22 protein-coding genes and 1 tRNA gene are annotated in these 22,030 nt (G+C 55.8%); 14 read left to right on the top strand and 9 right to left on the bottom strand.

Annotated features, from left to right (window positions below):
* The first annotated feature begins 76 nt into the window (after window positions 1-76).
* On the top strand, window positions 77-1,543 hold the full coding sequence (locus ACXJGX_RS00635; protein WP_474778204.1) for a leucyl aminopeptidase: 1,467 nt from the start codon (window positions 77-79) through the stop codon (window positions 1,541-1,543).
* A 1-nt stretch (window position 1,544) separates the two neighbouring features.
* Entirely contained in the window at window positions 1,545-2,006 is a 462-nt protein-coding gene (locus ACXJGX_RS00630; protein WP_474778203.1) for a DNA polymerase III subunit chi, read from the top strand.
* A gap of 88 nt (window positions 2,007-2,094) precedes the next feature.
* On the opposite strand, the gene ACXJGX_RS00625 is transcribed toward ACXJGX_RS00630, so the two are convergent.
* The 3 genes from ACXJGX_RS00625 to ACXJGX_RS00615 all read right to left on the bottom strand — a co-directional run bounded on the left by ACXJGX_RS00625 (window position 2,095) and on the right by ACXJGX_RS00615 (window position 5,345).
* Entirely contained in the window at window positions 2,095-2,673 is a 579-nt protein-coding gene (locus ACXJGX_RS00625; RefSeq protein ID WP_474778202.1) for a retropepsin-like aspartic protease family protein, read from the bottom strand.
* A 9-nt stretch (window positions 2,674-2,682) separates the two neighbouring features.
* Window positions 2,683-3,312 carry a MarC family protein gene (locus tag ACXJGX_RS00620; protein ID WP_474778201.1) on the bottom strand — a complete coding sequence of 210 codons (630 nt, stop codon included), beginning with the start codon at window positions 3,310-3,312 and terminating at the stop codon, window positions 2,683-2,685.
* A gap of 179 nt (window positions 3,313-3,491) precedes the next feature.
* Window positions 3,492-5,345 (bottom strand): ABC-F family ATP-binding cassette domain-containing protein, encoded by a 1,854-nt coding sequence (locus tag ACXJGX_RS00615; RefSeq protein ID WP_474778200.1) that lies wholly within the window; start codon window positions 5,343-5,345, stop codon window positions 3,492-3,494.
* Between the two features lie 134 nt (window positions 5,346-5,479).
* Between ACXJGX_RS00615 and ACXJGX_RS00610 the strand changes: the two genes are divergently transcribed.
* A complete protein-coding gene (locus tag ACXJGX_RS00610; protein ID WP_474778199.1) occupies window positions 5,480-7,639 on the top strand; it encodes an esterase-like activity of phytase family protein in 2,160 nt (719 codons plus the stop codon).
* A gap of 300 nt (window positions 7,640-7,939) precedes the next feature.
* A complete protein-coding gene (ndk, locus tag ACXJGX_RS00605; protein WP_474778198.1) occupies window positions 7,940-8,362 on the top strand; it encodes a nucleoside-diphosphate kinase in 423 nt (140 codons plus the stop codon).
* On the opposite strand, the gene ACXJGX_RS00600 is transcribed toward ndk, so the two are convergent.
* The 6 genes from ACXJGX_RS00600 to ACXJGX_RS00575 form a co-directional block, all read right to left on the bottom strand.
* Window positions 8,359-8,781, bottom strand: a complete 423-nt coding sequence (locus tag ACXJGX_RS00600) for a DUF4112 domain-containing protein (RefSeq protein ID WP_474778197.1) — start codon at window positions 8,779-8,781, stop codon at window positions 8,359-8,361. The genes ndk and ACXJGX_RS00600 overlap by 4 nt on opposite strands.
* Before the next feature lie 47 nt (window positions 8,782-8,828).
* Window positions 8,829-9,155, bottom strand: a complete 327-nt coding sequence (locus ACXJGX_RS00595; protein ID WP_474778196.1) for a TfoX/Sxy family protein — start codon at window positions 9,153-9,155, stop codon at window positions 8,829-8,831.
* 249 nt (window positions 9,156-9,404) lie between these two features.
* The gene (locus ACXJGX_RS00590) at window positions 9,405-11,630 is read right to left on the bottom strand and encodes a DEAD/DEAH box helicase (protein ID WP_474779142.1); all 2,226 of its coding nucleotides are present in this window, start codon (window positions 11,628-11,630) and stop codon (window positions 9,405-9,407) included.
* 116 nt (window positions 11,631-11,746) lie between these two features.
* Window positions 11,747-12,328 carry an HD domain-containing protein gene (locus tag ACXJGX_RS00585; protein ID WP_474778195.1) on the bottom strand — a complete coding sequence of 194 codons (582 nt, stop codon included), beginning with the start codon at window positions 12,326-12,328 and terminating at the stop codon, window positions 11,747-11,749.
* Window positions 12,329-12,688, bottom strand: a complete 360-nt coding sequence (locus tag ACXJGX_RS00580) for a hypothetical protein (RefSeq protein ID WP_474778194.1) — start codon at window positions 12,686-12,688, stop codon at window positions 12,329-12,331.
* 4 nt (window positions 12,689-12,692) lie between these two features.
* Window positions 12,693-13,346: an alpha/beta hydrolase gene (locus ACXJGX_RS00575; protein WP_474778193.1), complete on the bottom strand. Its 654-nt coding sequence runs from the start codon at window positions 13,344-13,346 to the stop codon at window positions 12,693-12,695.
* 163 nt (window positions 13,347-13,509) lie between these two features.
* Here ACXJGX_RS00575 and iscR point away from each other — a divergent pair, with 163 nt between their 5' ends.
* From iscR to ACXJGX_RS00525, 10 genes are all read left to right on the top strand, one after another.
* On the top strand, window positions 13,510-13,971 hold the full coding sequence (gene iscR, locus ACXJGX_RS00570) for a Fe-S cluster assembly transcriptional regulator IscR (protein ID WP_474778192.1): 462 nt from the start codon (window positions 13,510-13,512) through the stop codon (window positions 13,969-13,971).
* A 57-nt stretch (window positions 13,972-14,028) separates the two neighbouring features.
* Entirely contained in the window at window positions 14,029-15,060 is a 1,032-nt protein-coding gene (locus ACXJGX_RS00565) for a cysteine desulfurase family protein (protein WP_474778191.1), read from the top strand.
* Between the two features lie 11 nt (window positions 15,061-15,071).
* Window positions 15,072-16,595 (top strand): Fe-S cluster assembly protein SufB, encoded by a 1,524-nt coding sequence (gene sufB, locus ACXJGX_RS00560; protein WP_474778190.1) that lies wholly within the window; start codon window positions 15,072-15,074, stop codon window positions 16,593-16,595.
* 117 nt (window positions 16,596-16,712) lie between these two features.
* Window positions 16,713-17,225, top strand: a complete 513-nt coding sequence (locus tag ACXJGX_RS00555; protein ID WP_474778189.1) for a hypothetical protein — start codon at window positions 16,713-16,715, stop codon at window positions 17,223-17,225.
* Between the two features lie 158 nt (window positions 17,226-17,383).
* Window positions 17,384-18,139 carry a Fe-S cluster assembly ATPase SufC gene (gene sufC / locus ACXJGX_RS00550; RefSeq protein ID WP_474778188.1) on the top strand — a complete coding sequence of 252 codons (756 nt, stop codon included), beginning with the start codon at window positions 17,384-17,386 and terminating at the stop codon, window positions 18,137-18,139.
* Window positions 18,140-19,426: a SufB/SufD family protein gene (locus tag ACXJGX_RS00545; RefSeq protein WP_474778187.1), complete on the top strand. Its 1,287-nt coding sequence runs from the start codon at window positions 18,140-18,142 to the stop codon at window positions 19,424-19,426.
* Window positions 19,426-19,926, top strand: coding sequence for a YIP1 family protein (locus tag ACXJGX_RS00540; protein WP_474778186.1), 501 nt, complete (start codon window positions 19,426-19,428; stop codon window positions 19,924-19,926). The genes ACXJGX_RS00545 and ACXJGX_RS00540 overlap by 1 nt, the downstream gene beginning before the upstream one ends.
* An 11-nt stretch (window positions 19,927-19,937) precedes the next feature.
* On the top strand, window positions 19,938-20,516 hold the full coding sequence (locus tag ACXJGX_RS00535; RefSeq protein WP_474778185.1) for a YIP1 family protein: 579 nt from the start codon (window positions 19,938-19,940) through the stop codon (window positions 20,514-20,516).
* Complete coding sequence (locus ACXJGX_RS00530; protein WP_474778184.1) at window positions 20,513-21,736, top strand: cysteine desulfurase; 1,224 nt, start codon at window positions 20,513-20,515, stop codon at window positions 21,734-21,736. Before ACXJGX_RS00535 ends, ACXJGX_RS00530 begins: the two co-directional genes overlap by 4 nt.
* A gap of 128 nt (window positions 21,737-21,864) precedes the next feature.
* Window positions 21,865-21,941, top strand: a tRNA-Arg gene (locus ACXJGX_RS00525).
* Window positions 21,942-22,030 lie beyond the last annotated feature (89 nt).

The raw sequence follows: 22,030 nt of genomic DNA, 5'->3' as shown, positions 1-22,030 counted from the left end.
GATTGAACAGCTATCTGGTCATTACCGGGCCTGCGGGCTACCTATTGCTTACATCGTTTTATCCGAAGGAACCGCTATGACAACGCCTGCCGAAATCCAGTTCAAAGAAGTCGACCTTGACGCGCTAGCAACCGCCGCTGGCCAACTTGCGGTTTTTATCGATGATGATGGAAAGATGGGAAGCGCGGCGCGCAAAGTGAACACGCTGACACGCAAGGCGATTGCACGGTTTGCGCAAAGCGAGGGATTTGCAAAAATGGCGAGCGGCGACGTCGCGACACTTGGGTTTCCGTCCGGGCTGCTTGCCGAAAATTTGCTGGTGGTGAAACTCGCCCGTCGGCCAACCCAACAAGATGCGCGCAAGGCAGGCGCCCAGCTGGCAAAGGCCCAAGCGGGCAAGCCATTAACCGTTGTCGCGGGGGCTAATCTGCGGGCGGCTGACATCGCACTGGGTCTGGCGCTGCGCGGGTATGACTTCAACGCGCATAAAACAGGCGACAAAAAGCCTGTCGTGGGTGTGACCTTCATGGTGAACGCCCCAGAAGAGGTGGCGAAGATCGCCGCGCCGATGGCGGCGATCGCCGAAGGTGTTTTCTTTACCCGGGATTTGACAAATGAACCGGCGAATATTCTGACAACACAGGATTTTGCTGCGCGTTTGGCTGCAATGCAGGAACTGGGCCTCGAAGTCGAAATTCTGGAAGAAGCCGACCTGCACAAGCTGGGCATGGGCAGTCTGCTGTGCGTCGGACAAGGGTCGGACAGCCCATCGAAAGTTGTTGTCATGTCATGGAACGGCGGCGGCAAAGAAGCCCCGTTTGCGCTGGTGGGCAAAGGTGTGGTGTTTGACACCGGCGGTATCAGCATCAAGCCAGCCGCAGGCATGGAAGATATGACCATGGATATGGGCGGCGCGGGTGTTGTGGCGGGCGTCATGCGGACATTGGCACTGCGCAAGGCCAAGGCCAACGTTGTAGGGTTGGTGGGATTGGTCGAAAACATGCCTTCGGGGAATGCCGTTCGCCCGGGGGATGTTGTCAAATCGATGAAGGGCGACACCATCGAGGTAATCAATACCGATGCCGAAGGGCGTTTGGTTCTGGCCGATGTGATGTGGTATGCGCAGGACCGCTTTCAGCCGGTTGCGATGATCAACCTTGCGACACTGACCGGGGCGATTTTGGTCGCATTGGGACATGAAAACGCCGGGGTATTTTCGAATTCTGATGATCTGTCCGCGTCATTCATCAAGGCGGCCACCGCAGAGGGCGAGGGCGCGTGGCGCATGCCGATGGGCAAAGCCTATGACGATATGCTGAAATCGCGGATCGCGGACATGAAGAATGTCGGCGGCAAACTGGCCGGATCGATCACCGCGGCACAATTCCTGCAACGGTTTGTCAAAGACGACGTCCCTTGGGTCCATTTGGATATTGCTGGCGTGGCCAGCGTGAAAACAGAAACCGCATTGGCACCAGCGGGGGCAACCGGGTGGGGTGTGATGGCGCTTAACCGGCTTATTGCTGACAAATACGAGTCCTAAGGTGGGCGCCGCCTACTTTTATCATCTGACCGATAGCCCGCTGGACGCGACTTTGCCGATGCTTATCGGCAAAGCGCGCGCAGCCGGCTGGCGGGTCCTTGTCCGGGTCCAGAACCCCGCCATGTGCAAGCGGTTGGACGACTTGCTGTGGCAGGGGGCTCAAGATGGGTTCATGCCGCATGGTGTCGTCGGGGGACCACACGATGCGGATCAGCCTGTCCTTTTGGGGGATGCGCCAGCCACCGGTTTCGCCTGCATCATGAGCGTGGCAGGCGCACAGGTCAGCGCACCAGAGGTATTGGAGGCAGAGCGTACCTGCATTTTGTTTGACGGTGGGGATGCCGATGCGGTGGCCCATGCACGGCTGCAATGGAAAGCATTGACCGACGCCGGCTGCGGCGCGCAATATTGGGCGCAAGAAGACGGACGATGGGTCAAAAAGGCCGAAAAAGACCCTGTCTAAAACGCAAAGCTTGAATCGAACCCTTCGGGAAGTTCGGTAGGCGCCGGCGTGCAAGCGCATAGCGCAAATGCGATCAAAATCACGTATTTCATCGGGTCAGGACCAGTTGGTTATTGCTTATTTCGATATGTTGAAAACGGTTCAGATAGGTCATGCCAAGCAAAGATTCAGCAATGTCACCACCGTTCACAACAGCGGGGACATTCCTGTCTTTGATGGTCTCGAGCCTCACAGAATTGAGCAGAACCGGCGCGATTGAAACCCGACCATTCGCCGTCATCGCCGACCCCCAATAATTAAGCGATAAAGGGTCAATGCCGATCCGCGTGGCATCTGCCTGGGTCAGCACAACGTCACTGGCGCCTGTATCAACAACGAACCGGATGGGGGCGTCATTGACGTCAAGCGTCAGGTAGTAATGGCCGTCGATATGCCGCGGGACTTCGATACGGCCATCGGAACGCGTGGATTGGCGTCCTGTTACATCGCGGCTGATGTCGTCCCACAGGCCATAGGCCCCGACGACGCCCAAAAAAATGAATAGCCAAATTGCGGCTTGTTGCGCCGTTTTTCCGATATTCTGGCGACCTGCGACCAGAACCGACCCACCAATGGCCAGACCCAACACACCAAGATAGACAAGCCGCATCCATTGATCGTCTGTCATTGTGACCTCTTAGCCGCCGATGCCAAAGCCGCGCAAGCCATCCAGAATGAATTGAACCGCCAGCGCCGCCAACAACATGCCCAAGACGCGGGTCAGAATGTTCAGGCCCGTTTTGCCTAATGCGCGTTCAATTGCGTTCGACGACAAGAAAGCAAGAAACACGATGATCAGCACAACCGCAATGACGCCCGCAATCGCCCCGAAATCGGCCGCACCTTTGGCCTGACCTGCGAGCAGGATGATTGTTGTAATCGCGCCGGGGCCCACGATCAGCGGCAGCGCAAGCGGAAATACCGAAGGGTCGTCGTGGTGTTCCTCTAGACCTTCGGCGGCATTGTCTTCACGTCGGGCTTGGCGTTTTTGGAACAGCATATCCAGCGCGGTCAGAAACAGCAAAATGCCGCCCGCGATGCGGAACGCATCCATTGAAATCCCGATAAATCCAAGAACGGCTTCGCCCAGAAACAAAAACACCAGCATCAGACAGGCCGACACGACGCAGGCACGGATGGCAATCGTGCGCCTTTGTTTCGATGACATGCCTTGCGTCATGGCAATAAACACCGGCGCAAGGCCGGGGGGATCAATGATGATAAACATCGTGGTGAAGGCGGCGATTAACGCAGGAAATTCTGTCATGATCTGACAATCGTTCGTTTCGCCGCGATGCGCAAGCAGGTTGCCGAAGCGTTGATCGCCTCATAGGTGTATTGAGGCCACGTGGCATTTGGGATGGCCCGCACACCAAGGCTTGCGCAGGCTGATCTTGATGCCTCCGGCGGGAGTATTTATGGGCAAGATGATATGGGAGGGTGCAATTAAGCTTTTTCGGCCTTGTCCAGTTTTTCAAGTGCGGCCATCCACATGGCTTCGGCGCGCTCTAACCCGTCCATGACTTCGGCGTATTTCTTGTTCCACGTCGCCAGTTCGCCTGCTTTGCCGTCTTCGTAAAGCGCCGGATCAGCAAGCTTTTTGGCCAGTTTATCGCGCATTTCGTTGATTTTCTTGACGCGATCTTCGTTTTTGCGCACGTCAGAGCGCAGCGCAAGGATCGCTTCACGTGTCGGTTTCGCCACGGCGGCTGGTTTTGGTTTGTCTTTTTCCGCAGGCTTTTCCGGCGTTAGCAGCAATTTGCGATAGGCCTGCAAGTCGTCGTCGTAAGGGGTCACATGGCCGTCTTTGACCAGCCAAAGCCGGTCTGCGACCATCGACAGCAAGTGCATGTCGTGGCTGACAAGGATCACGGCACCCGAATAGGCGGTCAAAGCTTCGACCAGTGCTTCACGCGATTCGATATCAAGGTGGTTGGTCGGTTCGTCGAGGATCAACAGGTGTGGCGCGGGCAGGGTGGCCAGCAACAGCGACAGGCGTGCCTTTTGCCCGCCCGACAGCCGACCCACAGCAGTATCAGCCTGATCGGCACCCAGACCAAAGCCCGCAAGGCGGGCGCGCAATTTCGCCTGACCTTCATAGGCCCGTTCGCGCATCAGGTGTTGCAGTGGCGTCTCATCGATATAAAGCTCGTCCACCTGATGTTGCGCGAAAAAGCCGATGCGCAGTTTGTTCGACGTCACCATCGTGCCGTTCGCAACATCAAGTCTGCCAGATAACATCTTGGAAAGGGTTGATTTTCCTTCACCATTGCGGCCCAAAAGGGCGATCCGGTCGTCCTGGTCGATCCGCAGGTTCAGATCGCGCAGAATAATGGTGTCGCCATAACCGACGGCGGCATCTTCCGTCGCAATAATCGGCGGCGACAGTTCTTCGGGTTCGGGGAAGGTAAAGACCGTGCGCGCCGCGTCTTCGGGTGCGCGGATGGTTTCCATCTTTTCCAGCGCTTTCACACGCGATTGGGCTTGTTTGGCTTTGGATGCCTTGGCTTTGAAGCGGTCAACAAAGGCCTGCAGGTGTTCGCGCTTGGCGTCCTGCTTTTTCGCGGCAGATGCCAGCAGCGCACGTTTTTGCGCCCGCTGTTTGGCGAACATATCGTACGTGCCTGTATAATAGATCAGGCCCTTTTCTTCGAGATGCAGGATGCCGCCAACTGACCGGTTCAGCAATTCGCGGTCGTGGCTGACAATCAACACAGTGTGGGGGTATTTGACCAGATACGCCTCGAGCCAAAGCGCGCCTTCAAGGTCAAGATAGTTTGTCGGTTCGTCCAACAGCAGCAAATCAGGTTCGGAAAACAATACCGCTGCCAGTGCGACGCGCATCCGCCAGCCGCCAGAGAAGGCAGAGCAGGGCATCTGTTGTTCTTCGTGGGTAAACCCGAGCCCCTTCAGGATCGTTGCGGCGCGGGCTTCGGCGGACCATGCTTCGATATCGGCAAGGCGCGTTTGCACTTCGGCGATCCGGTTGGGGTCCGTTGCGGTTTCGGCCTCTGCCAGCAGGGATTCGCGTTCGGTATCAGCGCGCAGCACGGTGTTGATCAATGACACCTCGTTGCCGGGGACTTCTTGGCTGACGCCACCGATTTTCCAGCCATTGGGCATACTGACCGCGCCGGTATCCAGTACCATTTCGCCACGGATAATTTTGAACAGCGTCGTTTTGCCCGACCCGTTGCGCCCCACAAGCCCGACCTTGTGGCCGGTGGGGATCGTGACGGTGGCGTGTTCGACCAATGTGCGGCCTTCGACGGAGTATGTGATGTCTGATATTTTAAGCATGAAGGGGCTATGCGCGACTTGATCGGCGGCGTCAATCACAGGATTTGCAGGCCGTCATGAAATTGTCACTGCCCCGTTACGTGGTTGTCGCGCAGCGGGGTCATCGGGGGGCATTATTTAATCTGAGGTTCCTTATGACTTACCGCACACTTTGCCTGACATCCGCCATCGCGTTGACGGCTGGCATGGCGCAGGCCGATGCATTCAACCGTATTGCGTCCTTCCCGACGCACCTGAATATTGGCGATGGTGATCACAATGTCGCAACATCCGCCGAGATCATCGCAGCGACCGCTGACGGCATGACACTGGTGTATACCGACAGCCCGTTGGGCGTGATCGGCCGGATCGATATTTCGGATCCGGCGAACCCCAAACCGCTTGGCAACGTCGACATGGGCGGCGAACCGACATCGGTGGGGATCATCGGCAATGTGGCTTTTGTTGGTGTGAACACTTCGCAAAGCTATACCGATCCATCAGGGCATCTGGCCGTTGTCGATATCGCCACGGGTGATGCATTGGCGCAATGCGATTTACCCGGCCAGCCCGACAGCATTGCGGTTGCCAAAGACGGCAGCTTTGTCGCTGTGGCTATTGAAAACGAGCGCGACGAGGATTTTGGGGATGGGCGCGTGGGGCAATTGCCAGCAGGGGCGCTGACACTGGTGCAAATCATCAATGGCACGATCGACTGCACGACACGCGTGAACGTTGATATGACCGGGCTCGCTGATATCAGCCCCGAAGACCCAGAGCCGGAATTCGTCGACATCAACGCCGCTGGCGATATTGTTGTGACAATGCAGGAAAACAACCACATGGTTGTTGTGGGACGCGACGGCGTGATCAAATCCCACTTTAGTGCAGGTCATGTTGATTTGCAGGGCATCGACGCCACTGACGAACGCGCCGCGCTGATTTTCAACGAATCCCTGTCAGATATCCCGCGCGAACCTGACGCGGTAAAATGGGTGGATGAAGACCATTTTGCCATCGCGAACGAAGGCGATATGGACGGCGGGACACGGGGTTGGACCATTTTTAACCGTGACGGAACCATTGTTTACGACAGCGGCACCAGCTTTGAGTATGCGATTGTTCAGGCAGGGCATTATCCGGATAAACGGTCCGATGCCAAAGGCGTTGAACCAGAATCAATTGAAACCGCAACATTTGGCGACACCCGCATGGTGTTTGTGGGCGCAGAGCGGGCATCGATGGTCGGTGTCTATGACGCGACAGACCTAAGCGCGCCTGTCCTGATGCAACTGCTGCCATCAGGGATCGGGCCAGAGGGATATGTTGCGATTCCATCGCGTAACCTGTTGGTGTCGGCCAATGAAACCGATTTGATCGATGATGGCGGGGCGCGTAGCCACGTGATGATCTATGAATATTCGGACGCCGACGCGGTTTATCCGATGATCACATCGGCGGCTGCGGACAGCTTGATCGGTTGGGGCGCGCTTTCGGGCTTGGCGGCTGTGGATGACAACACATTAGTGGCGGTCAGCGACAGCTTTTATAGCTATCAGCCGGCGATTTTTACGATTGATGTACGGGTCACGCCTGCCCAGATCACTGGCGTGACCTACGTCACGCGCGCAGGACATGCTGCACAAAAGCTGGACCTTGAAGGGATCGCAGTTGATCCCGACGGCGGCTACTGGCTGGCGTCAGAAGGGCGCAGCGACCGAGTGACGCCGCACGCAATCTACCACGTTGATGCAGATGGTGAAATCGACCAGGAAATTGGCCTGCCGAACGCGCTTGTGGGTGTGCAGACACGCTTTGGTTTCGAAGGAATCACGCTGATCGGCGATACACTCTGGATGGCCGTCCAGCGCGAATGGGACGACGATGCGGCAGGGCTGGTCAAGCTGGTCGCGTATAATCTGGAAACCAAAGAATGGGGTGCGGTCCATTATCCGCTGGACACGCCGTCAACCGGATGGATGGGGCTGTCGGAAATTGTTGCGCAGGGTGACTATGTCTACCTGATCGAGCGTGACAACCAGATTGGCGCCAACGCGGTCGTCAAACAGATCACACGGGTGGCGCTGGACCAGATGGTCCCTGCCGCACTGGGCGGCGACCTTCCTGTTGTGACGAAAGAAGTCGTGCGCGACCTGATCCCGGACCTGACGGCCACCGGCGGTTATGTTCTGGACAGGGTCGAGGGCCTGACATTCACACCAAACGGCACCGCGTATATCGTGACCGACAATGACGGCGTTGATGATCATTCGGGCGAAACGATGTTCTTTTCATTGGCTAATCTGGTGGACTAGATTTTTCTTGATACCTGAAAAGACATGGCCACCGGAAACCCCCGGTGGCCATATTTGCAAATGGTGTTCAATACCCATTGATTTAATGCAGAGCGGAGCGCGTGAATAGTTTTCACAGTTAACCCGCTGAAGCCGGGTATGTGTTAAAATGCGCATTCCATTTGGGACAGTGGTGCGCATGTGTTTCTACGGATTAATGGGGTGGGATATTCGCGAATTGTCATGCCCTCTTTTCACGCCGCACACCTCATGTTAGGGGACACGGGAAAGCAAACCCTATGACATGAAAGACCTGAAAACATGGCTATTCAACGTACATTTTCGATCATCAAACCAGATGCCACAAAGCGCAACCTGACAGGCGCGATTGCGGCGAAATTCGAAGAAGCTGGCCTGCGCATCGTCGCATCCAAGCGTATTCAACTGACACTGGCGCAGGCGCAGACATTCTACGGTGTGCATTCCGAGCGTCCGTTCTTTGGCGAACTTTGCGAATTCATGATTTCCGAGCCTATCGTGGTTCAGGTTCTGGAAGGCGAAGATGCAATCGCGAAAAACCGCGAAGTCATGGGTGCAACAAACCCTGCCGACGCTGCAGCAGGCACCATCCGTAAAGAGTTCGCGCTGTCGATCGGCGAAAACTCTGTGCACGGTTCTGACGCGCCAGAAACCGCTGCTGAAGAAATCGCATTCTTCTTTTCCGGTCTTGAACTGGTTGGTTAATCCGCCAGTAGGTTAGGGGGTTCCCAAGCCAGATCTTTTTGAGCCGTCCGTACCATTTTGGCGCGGGCGGCTTTTTCATTCAGATTGCGTTCAAGGGCACGGTAGTTGCGGATATTGGCATTATAGAGCGCGTCGAAAATGTCCCCCACCAGCGGAATGCTCCCGATCACAAAATCAATCAATGTATTCAGGGACATATAGGCCAAAGCGCCGGGGGTTGCGCCCAATTGACGCGCTTTGTGGATCATCCAGACGGATGGTACCAACGCTGCCAGGTCACCAACGATCGGCACCATTCCAAATAGATTGTCCAACCCGAGCGAAATATTGGTCCCCGGAATGAACACAATCGCGTCCATGCGCCGTGCAACTTTACGCAGGCGGGCAAGTTCATAGTTGATATCTTGTTCAATGTTCATGCGATTCACATACACGATTCCGGACTGCATGTGAATACTATTTACATCTATTTCGGGTCGATGATCCCGATCGCATTCATCATCTGTTCAAATGCCGAAAGGCCGGCGTCAAAACTTCCTGCCTTAATGATATCGAATTGTTTGCGCAGCGCCTTTTTTTCTTCGCCCTTGCAATCATTCCAAGGGCGCCCTTGCAGGGCCATGTGCAGGACATAGTACCCGATGAAGTGCGGACGCGCGCCGTTTTCCAATAACATGCGATAGGCGGCATCGGCGCCAATCGCGTACAGATCTTCCGCTGTATCGATGCCGGCAGCCTTTAGCGATTTTTCAAACGCAGGCCCGATGTTTTTGATGCTTGAAAGTGCGGACATGCGTAAATGTGACCCGCCCGCGTATGGAAATCCAGCCGAATTTTGCGGATCAAATGCTCGCGAAATCGAAAAAGACTTGGCGCGGATTACTTTCGCCAGCTTTGGTCTGTGCGGTGGGGGTATTTTGGGGCGTTGCAGCCCGCGATGTCGTCTGTGATGCGTGTGCCATGGGATGGTCCGAATTCCGGTGACCGCTATCTTCAGTATAAGAAGATGCGCATCACCGGAATAAAGTTGCGATATTATGGTTTATGGTTTGCTGCGACGTGGCGTAGCAGAGCCGCCTTTGCGTGGACTGGGCTTGCCACCTGGCGGCACAAACCGCTTTGAGGTGTCATTGGCACTTGGGCGTGGCTTATCGCTGCGCGGGCGGTCTTCGGATTTGCCTTTATACGCAGGTTTTCCACCGTCAGATTTACCTTTGTACGCAGGTTTCCCGCCGTCGGATTTGCCTTTATACGCGGGCTTGCCGTCGTCCGACTTCCCCTTGTAGGGGGGCTTGGGGCCATCAGATTTGCCTTTATAGGGCGGTTTGCCACTGTCGGACTTGGCTTTGTAGGCGGGTTTGCCGCCGTCTGACTTGCCTTTATAAGCCGGCTTGCCACGTTTTTCGACCAAGGCATCGCCATGATCGCGGCGTTCGGGCTTGTGACGTGGCTTGCGCGCCGGCGTGAAATCGTCGGCGGCACCGGGAATAGGTTGAATCGCAGGAACATCGTGCTGGGACGATGGCGGCGGCGGCGCATATTCACGCGGCGCGGATCGTTTGGGTTTGTCGCCATAGTCACGCTTTGGCTTGTCACCAAAATCGCGCTTTGGCTTGTCGTCGTAATCGCGTTTTGTCACTCGTGGACCCCGTTCGCCCAACTGTGGCGGGCCATCCAGTGCTGTCAATTTCGCCTGATTTTCAAGCTGCATGTCACCGCCGACGGCGCGCAGGAACCCGGGAACCGCCGGTTCAGAAATTTCGACAAAAGTTTCATTTGGTTGAATGCGGATCGCGCCGATTTCATTTTTGGTGATATCGCCGGCCTTGCAGATCATTGGCAGCAACCAACGGGCTTCGGCTTTGCCTTCGCGGCCCACATCGACGCTGAACCATTTGGATGGACCAAATTCTTTGTGCTCGCGGGGTGCGCGTTCAGGGCGATCGCCACGTTCCGCGCGCTGCGGGCCGTCTTTATATTCAGAAAGCTCTTCGGGTGCCGATTTTTTACCAGCGTAAAGGCGCAGATAAGCTGCGGCAATTTTCGATGCGTCGTGTTCGGCCAAAAGACGGGCGGCGAATTCCTGTTCGCTATCGGTGAAATCTTCGGACCAGACCGGATCAGTCAACAGCCGTTCTTCGTCTTTTGCGGTGACTTCTTCGGACGTAGGCGGAGACGCCCATGTCGCAGAGAGTTTACCCCACGTCAGCAGGTTTTCCGCGCGGCGGCGCATCTTGGCAGGTACGATCAGCGCTGAAATACCTTTGCGTCCCGCGCGACCGGTCCGTCCAGAGCGGTGCAACAGCGTTTCGGCATTGGTCGGCAATTCAGCGTGAATAACCAGTTCAAGGTTCGGCAAATCGATACCGCGCGCGGCGACGTCGGTCGCAACGCAGACCTTTGCGCGGCCGTCACGCATGGCTTGCAGCGCGTGCGACCGTTCGTTTTGTGACAGCTCGCCCGACAGGGCTACGGTTGCAAATCCGCGGTTGGACAGGCGGGTGGTCAGACGTGTGACCATGGCGCGGGTATTACAGAATACAATCGCGTTTGGCGCATCATAGAACCGCAGGCAGTTGATGATTGCCGCATCAATGTCGTGATTGGCAACGCTGAGCGCGCGATACTCGATATCGCTGTGCTGTTTTTCTTTTGACGTGGTTGCAACGCGCACCGCATCCCGTTGATAAGACTGCGCAAGTTTTGCAATTGTTGGCGGCACAGTGGCCGAAAACATCAAGGTGCGGCGACTTGGCGGCGCCTGGTCAAGAATAAATTCAAGGTCTTCGCGGAACCCAAGATCCAGCATTTCATCCGCCTCGTCCAAGATGACGGCTTTGATGTCGGACAGGTCGATGGTGCTGCGCATGATGTGGTCGCGCAAGCGGCCTGGTGTTGCCACAACGATTTGGGCACCACGTTCCAGACTGCGGCGTTCATCACGGAAATCCATTCCGCCCACACAGGACGCGATCGTCGCACCGGCACCTGCGTACAGCCACTGCAATTCACGTTTCACTTGCAGTGCCAATTCACGTGTCGGCGCGATCACCAAGGCCAAAGGCCGACCGGCAGGCCCAAAAAGGCCATCTTCGGGTAGAATGGTCGATCCAATCGCGAGGCCGAAACCGACAGTTTTGCCGGACCCAGTTTGGGCCGAGACCAGCAGGTCTTTGCCTTCCAATTCAGGGTCAGTCACCGCGATCTGAACAGGGGTCAGTTCGGTGTAGCCTTGTTTGGCTAGGGCGTCGGCAAGGGTCGGTATCATCGTGGTCATCAGGGGGCTTTCTGGCGGGTAAGCGTGCGCACTACGCTTATGAGACGCGTTTGTATAGAGGGAAGACGCATGGTCTGCCTTTTATTATAGGGTATTTTACGCGGAGGTCAGGTGTTTTGTGTAAACCACGTGTCAATGCGCAGTTTTAGCGCTGTCCAGATCGCGGGTGCGCCGCGTTCAACTTTGACGCCAACGCGTGTTTGTAGCTGGTCCGGGGTTACTTTGTATTCTGGCCACGTGCCGCCGCCGGTTTCAAGGTTCGCGATAACGGGCTGCACCCGGTCGATCGATTTTGCGAAAATTGCATCGTTTGTTTCGGCGGCTTCGAATTCATCCCAAAGCGCGCGAAAAGCCGTGGCCTGATCGTCAGGCAATAATCCAAAAATACGGTCAGCAGCGGCTTGTTCGATTGCATCGATTGCCGCGGTATCGTGGTTGCCGTGGATGGGTGTGTCACCGGCGTCGATTTCCACAAGGTCGTGGATCAACAGCATTTTGATAACTCTGTCGATGTTCACAGGTGTGACTGTATGCTCGGCCATAACCATTGCATAAAGCGCGATGTGCCAACTGTGTTCGCCAGAGTTTTCGCGCCGCGACCCGTCACATAACGTCGTCGCGCGCAAAGTCGACTTCAGCTTGTCTGCTTCAATCAAAAACGCAAGTTGGGCGTTGATCCGATCCGACATTCAGCGCGTGACCCGCCGTGGCATCCCTGAAACGGGCGCATCATTTTCGGGGGCCTCAGGTGTTTCGACCTCTGGCTCCTCGGGTTCCGCTTCGGCGACGACACCTTGCAGGGGCGCGGCCTTGGGCGGTTGCGCGGCTTTGTAGTTGTTATTTGCACGTTGCGACAACACTTCGCGGGCGCGCTGTTCGGCGCGCCGTACCCGGACGGCCGTCAGAAACGCCTCTTGCAGGGTTTGCGACGAGGCGCCCAAAATGCCACCAATCGATTCTACAATCCCGGTGTCGCCGGACGCCGCCTGATCAGCCAAAGCCAGATCAGCCAGTTCGTCGGCAACTTTATCAAGGTAGGATTGCGCCATCCGATTACCGAGAGTTTTCTGTAAGACGGCGCCGCACGTAGCTTTTCACCGTGTCAATCATCGGGTCCATGTAAGGGTCTTCAAAGAAGTGCCCCGCACCAGCCATTTCGTCATGCGTGACAGTGATGCCTTTTTGCTCGTGCAACTTGCTGACCAGGTTTACGGTGTCTTGCGGTGGGGCGACACGGTCGTTTGATCCGTTGATCACCAAACCCGACGCCGGGCAGGGCGCAAGGAAGCTAAAGTCGTACATATTCGCGGGCGGGCTGACCGAGATAAATCCGGTGATCTCGGGGCGGCGCATCAAAAGCTGCATGCCGATCCAAGCCCCGAACGAGAACCCTGCGACCCAGCAATGTTTGGAGTTGCTGTTCATCGACTGCAGATAATCCAGCGCTGACGCGGCATCAGACAATTCACCGACACCCTGGTCATATTCACCTTGGCTGCGCCCCACACCGCGGAAGTTGAACCGCAGAACGGTGAAGCCCATGTTATAAAACGCGTAGTGCAGATTATAGACGACACGGTTGTTCATCGTCCCGCCAAATTGCGGGTGCGGATGAAGAACGATGGCAATGGGCGCGTCGCGGTCTTTTTGCGGATGGTAACGCCCTTCAAGGCGTCCTTCGGGACCGGGGAAGATGACTTCGGGCATAGTGTTCCGTCGCTGCTGTGGTGCAAGGGCATTGTTGACGAAAACGCTCAGGCACCTTAGAAAGGTTCTAACTTGGGAGGTCTCTCAAGTTATCTGGTCTCGGTGAAGTAATGACCGCGCGCCGTGCCGTCAATGCATTTGCGCCTGCGCAAGGGGAAGAGCGATGAAATTAAGCACTAAAGGCCGCTATGCGATGGTCGCGCTCGCTGATTTGGCGTTGCAGCCGCATGATACGCTTGTGAACCTGACAGAGATTTCCAAGCGGCAAGATGTTTCGCTGCCATATCTCGAACAGCTGTTTGTTAAATTGCGCCGTGCGGGTTTGGTAGAATCGGTGCGCGGCCCCGGTGGTGGATACCGTCTGGCGAAGCTGCCGTCAGAAATACGCGTGTCTGATATATTGGGTGCCGTCGATGAAACAGTGTCGGCGATGCACAAAGGTGCGGGTGCGTCCGGTGGGGCATCGGGTAGCCGCGCACAATCCCTGACCAATCGGTTGTGGGAGGGGTTGAGCGCCCATGTTTACGTGTTTTTGCATCAGGCCCGGCTGTCGGATGTTGTGGAAAATGCCATGGCACCATGTCCTGCGGTACCGGCATTGTTTGAAGTCGTGGACGAAGAGTAAAGGGGCGCTGCCCCCGGCCTGCGGCCTCCCCCGGAGTTTTATTGGCAAGATGATGATATGAGAACCTATCTGGATCATAATGCGACGACACCCCTGCGCGCCGAGGCGCGCGCGGCAATGATTGCGGCGATGGATGTGGTTGGTAACCCGTCGTCGGTGCATGCCGAGGGTCGCGCGGCTAAGGCGGTGATCGAGAAGGCGCGCCAGCACGTCGCGGATGCGGTCGGTGCGTCGGGGGCTGATGTTGTGTTTACGTCGGGCGCGACCGAAGCGGCGGCGCTGGCGCTTGCCGGGCGCGGGCTGCTTGCTGCGCCGGTCGAACATGACGCAGTGCATGCGTGGATCGATCCTGTTTTAGCCTTGCGCGACGGGCTGGTGGTGGTGAATGAGCCGGAGCGGTCGGCGGTGCAATTGGCCAATTCCGAAACCGGGATCGTTCAGGCGCTGCCCGCAGGTTTGGCGGTGAGCGACATCACCCAAGGTTTTGGAAAGGTGCCCTTTGCATTTTCGTGGTCGGGCGTGAAAATGGTATTTTTGTCGGCACATAAATTTGGCGGGCCAAAGGGCGTGGGCGCGCTGATCTTTCCGGCGGGCACGAATATTGCCGCACAAATCAAGGGCGGCGGGCAGGAAATGGGGCGCAGGTCCGGGACAGAGAATGTCGTGGCAATTGCCGGGATGGGTGCGGCTTGCGTGGCGGCACAGGCCGATTTGGCGGCAGGACGCTGGGACCGGGTTGCACAACTTAGAAATATTCTAGAAAAGGCCATTGAGGCCGCCGAAAAGAACACTATTTTTGTCGGGAAAGACGCGAACAGATTACCCAACACCAGTTGCTTTGCGACGCCGGGGTGGAAGGGTGAAACACAAGTGATGGCGATGGACCTTGCTGGCTTTGCTGTATCAGCGGGTTCGGCGTGTTCGTCAGGCAAGGTGAAGGTCAGCCGCGTGCTGGGCGCACTGGGATTGGATGATGATGCTGCGGCAAGCGCTTTGCGTGTGTCGCTGGGCATTGAAACTACAGAAGACGAGGTCATGCGTTTTGTGCAGGCCTGGACGCAGAAACGGGCGCGGCTGCGGGCCGCATGAGAGGAAAGAACATGGCTGCTTTGGATGATGTCGAAGTCAAAGAGGGTGTTGATCAGGAAACCGTGGATGCGGTTTCGAAACTGTCGGGCAACTATAAATATGGCTGGAACACCGAGATCGAGATGGATTATGCCCCCAAGGGCGTGAACCCCGATATCGTGCGCCTGATTTCTGGCAAAAACGAAGAACCGGAGTGGATGACCAACTGGCGTCTGGACGCATTCCAGCGCTGGGAGCAGATCGAAGAGCCGACTTGGGCGATGGTGAGCTATCCTGACATCGACTTTCAGGATATCTATTACTATGCCCGCCCGAAAAGTATGGCGGAAAAGCCAAAATCATTGGATGACGTCGACCCCAAGCTGCTGGAAACCTACAAAAAACTGGGTATCCCGCTAAAGGAGCAGGCGATTTTGGCGGGCGTCGAAGGCGCAGAAGATCTCCCTGCTGAGGGTCGCAAGGTGGCCGTGGATGCCGTGTTTGATTCTGTTTCTGTCGGGACAACTTTTCAGGCCGAATTGAAAAAGGCCGGGGTGATTTTCTGTTCGATCTCGGAAGCGATCCGCGAGCACCCGGAGTTGGTGAAGAAATATCTGGGCACCGTTGTCCCCGCGTCTGACAACTTTTATGCCACCCTGAATTCGGCTGTATTTTCGGACGGGTCATTTGTTTACGTGCCGCCGGGGGTGCGTTGCCCCATGGAACTGTCGACCTATTTCCGGATCAACGCCGAAAATACGGGGCAGTTCGAGCGGACGCTGATCATTGCCGATAAAGGGTCATATGTGTCCTACCTTGAAGGCTGTACGGCCCCAAAGCGTGACGTGGCACAGTTACACGCCGCAGTGGTCGAGATCATTATCGAAGAAGATGCAGAGGTGAAATATTCCACCGTTCAGAACTGGTACCCCGGTGATGAAAACGGGGTGGGCGGCATCTATAACTTTGTGACCAAGCGCGCAGATTGCCGTGGCGACCGCGCAAAAATCATGTGGACGCAGGTGGAAACCGGGTCGGCAGTGACTTGGAAATACCCAAGTTGCATTTTGCGCGGCGACGATAGCCAAGGCGAATTCTATTCGATCGCCATCGCGAACAACATGCAGCAGGCCGACACAGGCACAAAGATGATCCATCTTGGCAAAAACACCAAGTCGCGGATCGTATCCAAGGGGATTTCGGCAGGTAAAGCCCAAAACACCTATCGCGGACTGGTGTCGATGCACCCGAAGGCGAAAAATTCGCGCAACTATACCCAGTGCGATAGCCTATTGATTGGTGACAAATGTGGCGCGCACACCGTCCCGTACATCGAGGTTAAGAATAACAGCAGCCGCGTTGAGCACGAGGCGACGACATCCAAGGTTGACGACGATCAACTGTTCTATTGCCGTTCGCGCGGGATGGACGAGGAAGAAGCAGTTGCGCTGGTTGTAAACGGGTTCTGCAAGGAAGTATTGCAAGCCCTGCCAATGGAATTTGCGATGGAAGCCCAAGCACTTGTTGCGATTTCGCTGGAAGGATCAGTGGGTTAATGCAGGCCGACGCACGACATAGTTGGCTTTGCCCCGCAAGCGCCCCGGCGCAGCCGCGATCTTGCCGTAGTTTTGTGCCAGACTCTGCCCGAACACGGCAAGCTGGGACCGCACGATATGGCGAATTTGGGGCAAAAGGAATTCGACGCGCGGATCAAACGTATCAACAATCCGCGCAACAATTCCTATTACGATCCCGACCTGCAAATGCATGTGCCCAAACGTGTGACACGCGCGAAGATCGAAAAACCAAAGTCAGCCGGAAACGAAATGCTGTCGGCATTTTTTGTGTCGATGGTGATTGGCGCCTTTGGTTTATTCCTTGCACAGATAGTGCGCGTCAAGTTTTTGGGCATGACCGGCTTTGGCAACCCGGTGGTTGCTACCGACGTGCTGATCGGGCTTTGGATGGTTCTTTTACTTTCGGCTTTACTAAAGCGGCGCGCGTTTTTGGCGCGGTTTGCGCAAGTTGCCGGAATGGGACTGATGCTGATTGCGGGGCACAACCTTGTGTTCAAATGGCCAGACGCAATGGCCAAAATCTATTCGCCAGCCCACGTCGCCGCAGTTCAGGCCGTTGCCAAACCGCAGTCGCTGGTGGTTCGCGGCGCGGTTTACGCACTGCCCTAAGGCCAGCAATCCAATCCGTGACACGGTCAGCGTGCGATCTGCCAGATGGTGGATCGGCGATGACTGGCTGTGGCCAATATTCAGATATTCAACGCGGCGCGGCCGCCGTTGCCATGACACATGCGCGATTTGATCGCGCGACGCATAAGGAATAAAAAATGCTTGAAATCAAAGGCTTGAAAGTCAAACTTGAAGACGAAGATAAACAAATCCTCAAGGGGTTGGATCTGACGGTCGAGACAGGCAAGGTCCACGCCATTATGGGCCCCAACGGGTCGGGAAAGTCGACGCTGTCGTATGTTCTGTCGGGCAAAGACGGTTACGAGGTCACCGGTGGCAGCGCGTTGCTTGAGGGCAAAGACCTGCTGGACATGGACCCTGAAGAACGCGCAGCAGAAGGTCTGTTTCTGGCGTTCCAGTACCCGGTGGAAATCCCCGGCGTCGGTAACATGACATTCTTGCGCACTGCGGTGAACGCCCAACGCAAGGCCCGTGGCCAGGAAGAGATGAGCGCGGGTGACTTCTTGAAAGAAGTGCGTGCAAAGGCCAAGGAGCTGAAAATCGACGCGGACATGCTGAAGCGGCCCGTCAACGTCGGTTTTTCCGGCGGCGAAAAAAAGCGCAACGAAATCCTGCAAATGGCGATGCTTGAGCCAAAGATGTGCATCTTGGACGAAACTGACTCCGGTCTTGATGTTGATGCGATGAAATTGGTGGCAGATGGCGTCAATGCGCTGCGTTCCGAAGGCCGTTCATTCCTTGTGATTACGCATTATCAGCGCCTGCTGGACCACATCAAACCGGATGTGGTGCACATCATGGCGGATGGCCGTATCGTAAAAACGGGTGGGCCAGAGCTTGCCCTTGAGGTCGAAAATAACGGCTATGCCGACATCTTGGCCGAGGTATCCTAAATGGCGGTTGCACAGCTGAAATCTGAAATAACGACCGCGCGGCTTGATGATGCCGTGTTACCAAATGGCGCCGCGTGGGCAAATTCTGTGCGTGCCGATGCGGCATCACGGGTCCGGGCGATGGGGTTACCAACGAAACGGGACGAATATTGGAAGTATACCAATCCAGCGGAATTGACGGCGGTCGCTGCGCCATCAGCATCGTTGTTCGACGCGGGTGAAACACCGCTATTTGAAGCCGTCAACCGGATCAAAATTGTGTTCGTGGATGGGGTTTTCGATGCCGCTGCATCGGACGATTTGACCTGTGAAGGTCTGCAAATCGAACGTCTTGTGGATGCAATGGCCGCTGATATTCATTGGGCCAAGGACATGTACGGCGTATTAGAAACCCGTGGTCAAACGCCTGTGGCGCGCCCGCTCGCGGCGCTGAATACAGCGCTTGCGACAGATGGCGTGGTGATCCACGTGACGGGAAAAACTGCCAAACCTGTGCATTTGGTCTATCTGCACCAAAACGAGACATCGGACGCGGTCTTGCACCATCTGGTAAAGGTGGATTCCGGCGCTGAAATGACATTGCTTGAAAGCGGTCCGTCAGCAGCGCGGTTTTCAGGATGTCTTGAGGTTGAGGTCGCCGATGGTGGTGCCTTTCACCATGTGCGTGCGCAGGGCCGCGATCATGAATGCCGCAATGTGACCCACTGCTTTGCGCGGATCGGGGCAGAATCGACATTCAAGTCATTCACATTGACGGTGAACGGTGTCTTGACCCGCAACGAATGTATTCTGGAAATTGTCGGTGATGATGCGATTGCGCATGTCGCAGGGGCCTGCGTTGGTGACGGCAATGATTTCCATCATGACGATACCGTTTTCATTACCCACGATGCGTTGAACGGCGAAAGCCGTCAGGTGTTTAAAAAGGTGCTGCGCAACGGTGCAACTGGCGTGTTTCAAGGCAAGATTTTGGTCAAAGCCGGCGCGCAAAAAACCGATGGCTATCAGATCAGCCAGTCCTTGCTTTTGGACGAAGATGCACAGTTTTTGGCAAAGCCAGAGCTGGAAATCTATGCCGATGACGTTGCGTGTTCGCATGGATCGACATCTGGCGCGATCGACGAGACGGCGCTGTTTTACCTGCGTTCGCGGGGGGTTCCGATGCATGATGCGCGCAATTTGCTAACGCTGTCGTTTATGGCTGAAGCCCTGGCTGAAATTGCTGACCCTGTTTTGGCTGAAGAGTTGCGCGACCGGCTTGAAGGCTGGCTGGCGCTGCGCAGCTAGTGGCAGTCACAGCCGATATCATGCGCACATGGCGCGCGCCGCGTGCCGTGATCCGCAAGCTGTTGGATCAAGGGCGCCGTGAAGATCGCGCGGTCGCTTATGTGATGGTCGCTTGTCTGTTGATCTTCGTGGCGCAGTGGCCGCGTCTATCGCGGATCGCGAACGGGTTTGAGGCATCGCCTTGGCCACCCGAAGTCAACTTCGAAGGTATGATGACCTATACGTTTTACGGTTTGGTGATGATGCTTCCGCTCGGGCTTTATGGGGTGGCTGCATTGGCGCATATCGTTGCGAAAGCGGCGCGCGGGCAGGGGGATTGGTATGGTGCGCGGATTGCACTCTTTTGGTCCCTTCTGTCCACGACGCCGCTTCTTTTGCTGCACGGATTGGTGCGCGGTTTCATCGGACCCGGTAGCCAATCTGTCATTGTCGGCGTGATCTGGGCCATTGTTTTTGCGTATATCTGGGTTCAATCGATGTTCGAGGCGGAGCGCGGCTGATGGATGTCGGTATGATAAGCTATCTGAATGCTGTCGGCCAAACGCTGCAAAACCCCGAGGCGGCTGCCCGGAGCATCATGCAACAAAGGTTTTCACGCACTGTTTTGCTACAGGCGACTTTGGTTGTTGTCATCATCAACGCCGTTTTGCTGGCGTTGCTCTGGACGATCGCGCCACCACCTGCTGAGATGCCGCTTGCCAATATTTCGCCGCTTCAGTTCACAGCGCTGAACTGTATCGGGATGGTTGTTCTGGCCTCTGCGCTTGCGCGGGCGGGGCAGTTGTTTGGTGGTACGGGTAATTTTGATCAGGCGTTGATGCTGCTGATCTGGTTGCAAGCGGTTGGGTTGATGTTGGATGTGGCGCAGATTGTGTTGCTGCTCGTCAGCCCACTGGTCGCCGCCCTTTTCAGCATTGCTGCGATTTTTGTGCTGTTGCGATGCTTTGTGATATTTATCAAGGTATTGCACAAGTTTGACGGGCTGGGTCGGGCGCTGTTGACAGTGGTTATCGCACTGATTGGCACAATGTTTATCGCCGGTATCTTGCTGGCAATTTTGGGCTTTGGCCCCGCTGGAGATGCGATATGAGCTTTGATATCAATACGATACGTGCGGATTTTCCAATTTTGTCCCGCGAAGTCAATGGAAAGCCGTTGGTCTATCTTGATAACGGTGCGTCTGCACAAAAACCGCAGGTCGTGATTGACGCAATCACCCGCGGCTATGCCGAAGAATATGCCAACGTGCATCGCGGGCTGCATTACCTTAGCAATCTTGCGACTGATAAATACGAGGCGGTACGCGGCACAGTTGCCAAGTTCCTGAATGCGGCCTCCGAAGACGAGATCATTTTTAACTCGGGTACGACCGAAGGGATCAATATGGTCGCCTATGCTTGGGCGATGCCACGGCTTCAGGCTGGTGACGAAATCGTGCTGTCGATTATGGAACACCATGCCAATATCGTCCCTTGGCATTTCCTGCGCGAACGACAGGGTGTCGTCATTAAATGGGTGGATGTGGACGCGAATGGCGATCTGGATCCCCAAAAGATGATTGACGCCATTGGTCCCAAAACAAAATTGGTGGCCGTGACGCATATGTCCAACGTGCTTGGCACGGTGGTGGATGTCAAAACGATCACCGCTGGCGCACATGCTAGGGGTGTGGCTGTTTTGGTCGATGGATCCCAAGCCGCCGTGCACATGCCCGTCGACGTCAGGGATATCGGATGCGACTTCTACGCGATCACAGGGCATAAACTATACGGCCCGTCCGGATCAGGTGCGATCTACGTGCGTCCAGATCGGATGAAAGAAATGCGCCCGTTTATGGGCGGCGGTGACATGATCCGCGAGGTGAGCCGCGATGCCGTCACCTATAACGACCCGCCGATGATGTTCGAGGCTGGCACGCCCGGTATCGTACAAACCATTGGTATGGGCGCTGCGCTAGAGTATTTGATGGATATCGGGATGGACCATATCGCATCCTATGAACACAGTTTATGCGCATATGCCCGTCGTCGTCTTGATGGGTTGAATTGGGTGAACGTCCAAGGTCAGTCTGCCACCAAAGGCGCGATTTTTTCCTTTACTTTGAATGGGGCAGCACACGCGCACGATATTTCAACGGTTCTTGATAAAAAAGGTGTTGCCGTGCGGGCAGGGACCCACTGCGCGATGCCGTTGATGGAACATATGGGCGTGGGCGCGACCTGCCGTGCATCATTTGCAATGTATAACACGACCTCTGAAGTGGACATATTTATTGACGCACTTGAATTGTGTCACGACCTGTTTAGCTAGCGGACCAACGTCATTCGCGTGCTGCCGCTTTCGGCGGCCGCCAGCGATGGAACAAGAACCAAAATAGCGCATTCAATGACAAGAGAATGACTTGCACCTGCTCGGATGCGTAGGTATCAGGACTGCAGGCACCCGTAGCTCAGCTGGATAGAGCGCTGCCCTCCGAAGGCAGAGGCCACAGGTTCGAATCCTGTCGGGTGCACCATTTTCAAAATATTTTGCATGTCATATGACACCGGTTATGGTCGCACCCGTGACACATCGACTATATCGTCGCAGGCCAAAAAAAATGGG

The organism is Yoonia sp. SWMV100, assembly GCF_056108365.1.
The sequence above is the reverse complement of the archived record's forward strand: the minus strand, read 5'-3'. Positions and strand labels throughout refer to the sequence as shown.

Excerpts from the sequence above, each read along its gene's own strand:
- ACXJGX_RS00635 (WP_474778204.1), top strand. The coding sequence starts at position 77 with ATGACAACGCCTGCCGAAATCCAGTTCAAAGAAGTCGACCTTGACGCG.
- ACXJGX_RS00625 (WP_474778202.1), bottom strand. The coding sequence starts at position 2,673 with ATGACAGACGATCAATGGATGCGGCTTGTCTATCTTGGTGTGTTGGGT.
- ACXJGX_RS00620 (WP_474778201.1), bottom strand. The coding sequence starts at position 3,312 with ATGACAGAATTTCCTGCGTTAATCGCCGCCTTCACCACGATGTTTATC.
- ACXJGX_RS00615 (WP_474778200.1), bottom strand. The coding sequence starts at position 5,345 with ATGCTTAAAATATCAGACATCACATACTCCGTCGAAGGCCGCACATTG.
- ACXJGX_RS00610 (WP_474778199.1), top strand. The coding sequence starts at position 5,480 with ATGACTTACCGCACACTTTGCCTGACATCCGCCATCGCGTTGACGGCT.
- ndk (WP_474778198.1), top strand. The coding sequence starts at position 7,940 with ATGGCTATTCAACGTACATTTTCGATCATCAAACCAGATGCCACAAAG.
- ACXJGX_RS00600 (WP_474778197.1), bottom strand. The coding sequence starts at position 8,781 with ATGAACATTGAACAAGATATCAACTATGAACTTGCCCGCCTGCGTAAA.
- ACXJGX_RS00595 (WP_474778196.1), bottom strand. The coding sequence starts at position 9,155 with ATGTCCGCACTTTCAAGCATCAAAAACATCGGGCCTGCGTTTGAAAAA.
- ACXJGX_RS00590 (WP_474779142.1), bottom strand. The coding sequence starts at position 11,630 with ATGATACCGACCCTTGCCGACGCCCTAGCCAAACAAGGCTACACCGAA.
- ACXJGX_RS00585 (WP_474778195.1), bottom strand. The coding sequence starts at position 12,328 with ATGTCGGATCGGATCAACGCCCAACTTGCGTTTTTGATTGAAGCAGAC.
- ACXJGX_RS00580 (WP_474778194.1), bottom strand. The coding sequence starts at position 12,688 with ATGGCGCAATCCTACCTTGATAAAGTTGCCGACGAACTGGCTGATCTG.
- ACXJGX_RS00575 (WP_474778193.1), bottom strand. The coding sequence starts at position 13,346 with ATGCCCGAAGTCATCTTCCCCGGTCCCGAAGGACGCCTTGAAGGGCGT.
- iscR (WP_474778192.1), top strand. The coding sequence starts at position 13,510 with ATGAAATTAAGCACTAAAGGCCGCTATGCGATGGTCGCGCTCGCTGAT.
- ACXJGX_RS00565 (WP_474778191.1), top strand. The coding sequence starts at position 14,029 with ATGAGAACCTATCTGGATCATAATGCGACGACACCCCTGCGCGCCGAG.
- sufB (WP_474778190.1), top strand. The coding sequence starts at position 15,072 with ATGGCTGCTTTGGATGATGTCGAAGTCAAAGAGGGTGTTGATCAGGAA.
- ACXJGX_RS00555 (WP_474778189.1), top strand. The coding sequence starts at position 16,713 with ATGGCGAATTTGGGGCAAAAGGAATTCGACGCGCGGATCAAACGTATC.
- sufC (WP_474778188.1), top strand. The coding sequence starts at position 17,384 with ATGCTTGAAATCAAAGGCTTGAAAGTCAAACTTGAAGACGAAGATAAA.
- ACXJGX_RS00545 (WP_474778187.1), top strand. The coding sequence starts at position 18,140 with ATGGCGGTTGCACAGCTGAAATCTGAAATAACGACCGCGCGGCTTGAT.
- ACXJGX_RS00535 (WP_474778185.1), top strand. The coding sequence starts at position 19,938 with ATGATAAGCTATCTGAATGCTGTCGGCCAAACGCTGCAAAACCCCGAG.
- ACXJGX_RS00530 (WP_474778184.1), top strand. The coding sequence starts at position 20,513 with ATGAGCTTTGATATCAATACGATACGTGCGGATTTTCCAATTTTGTCC.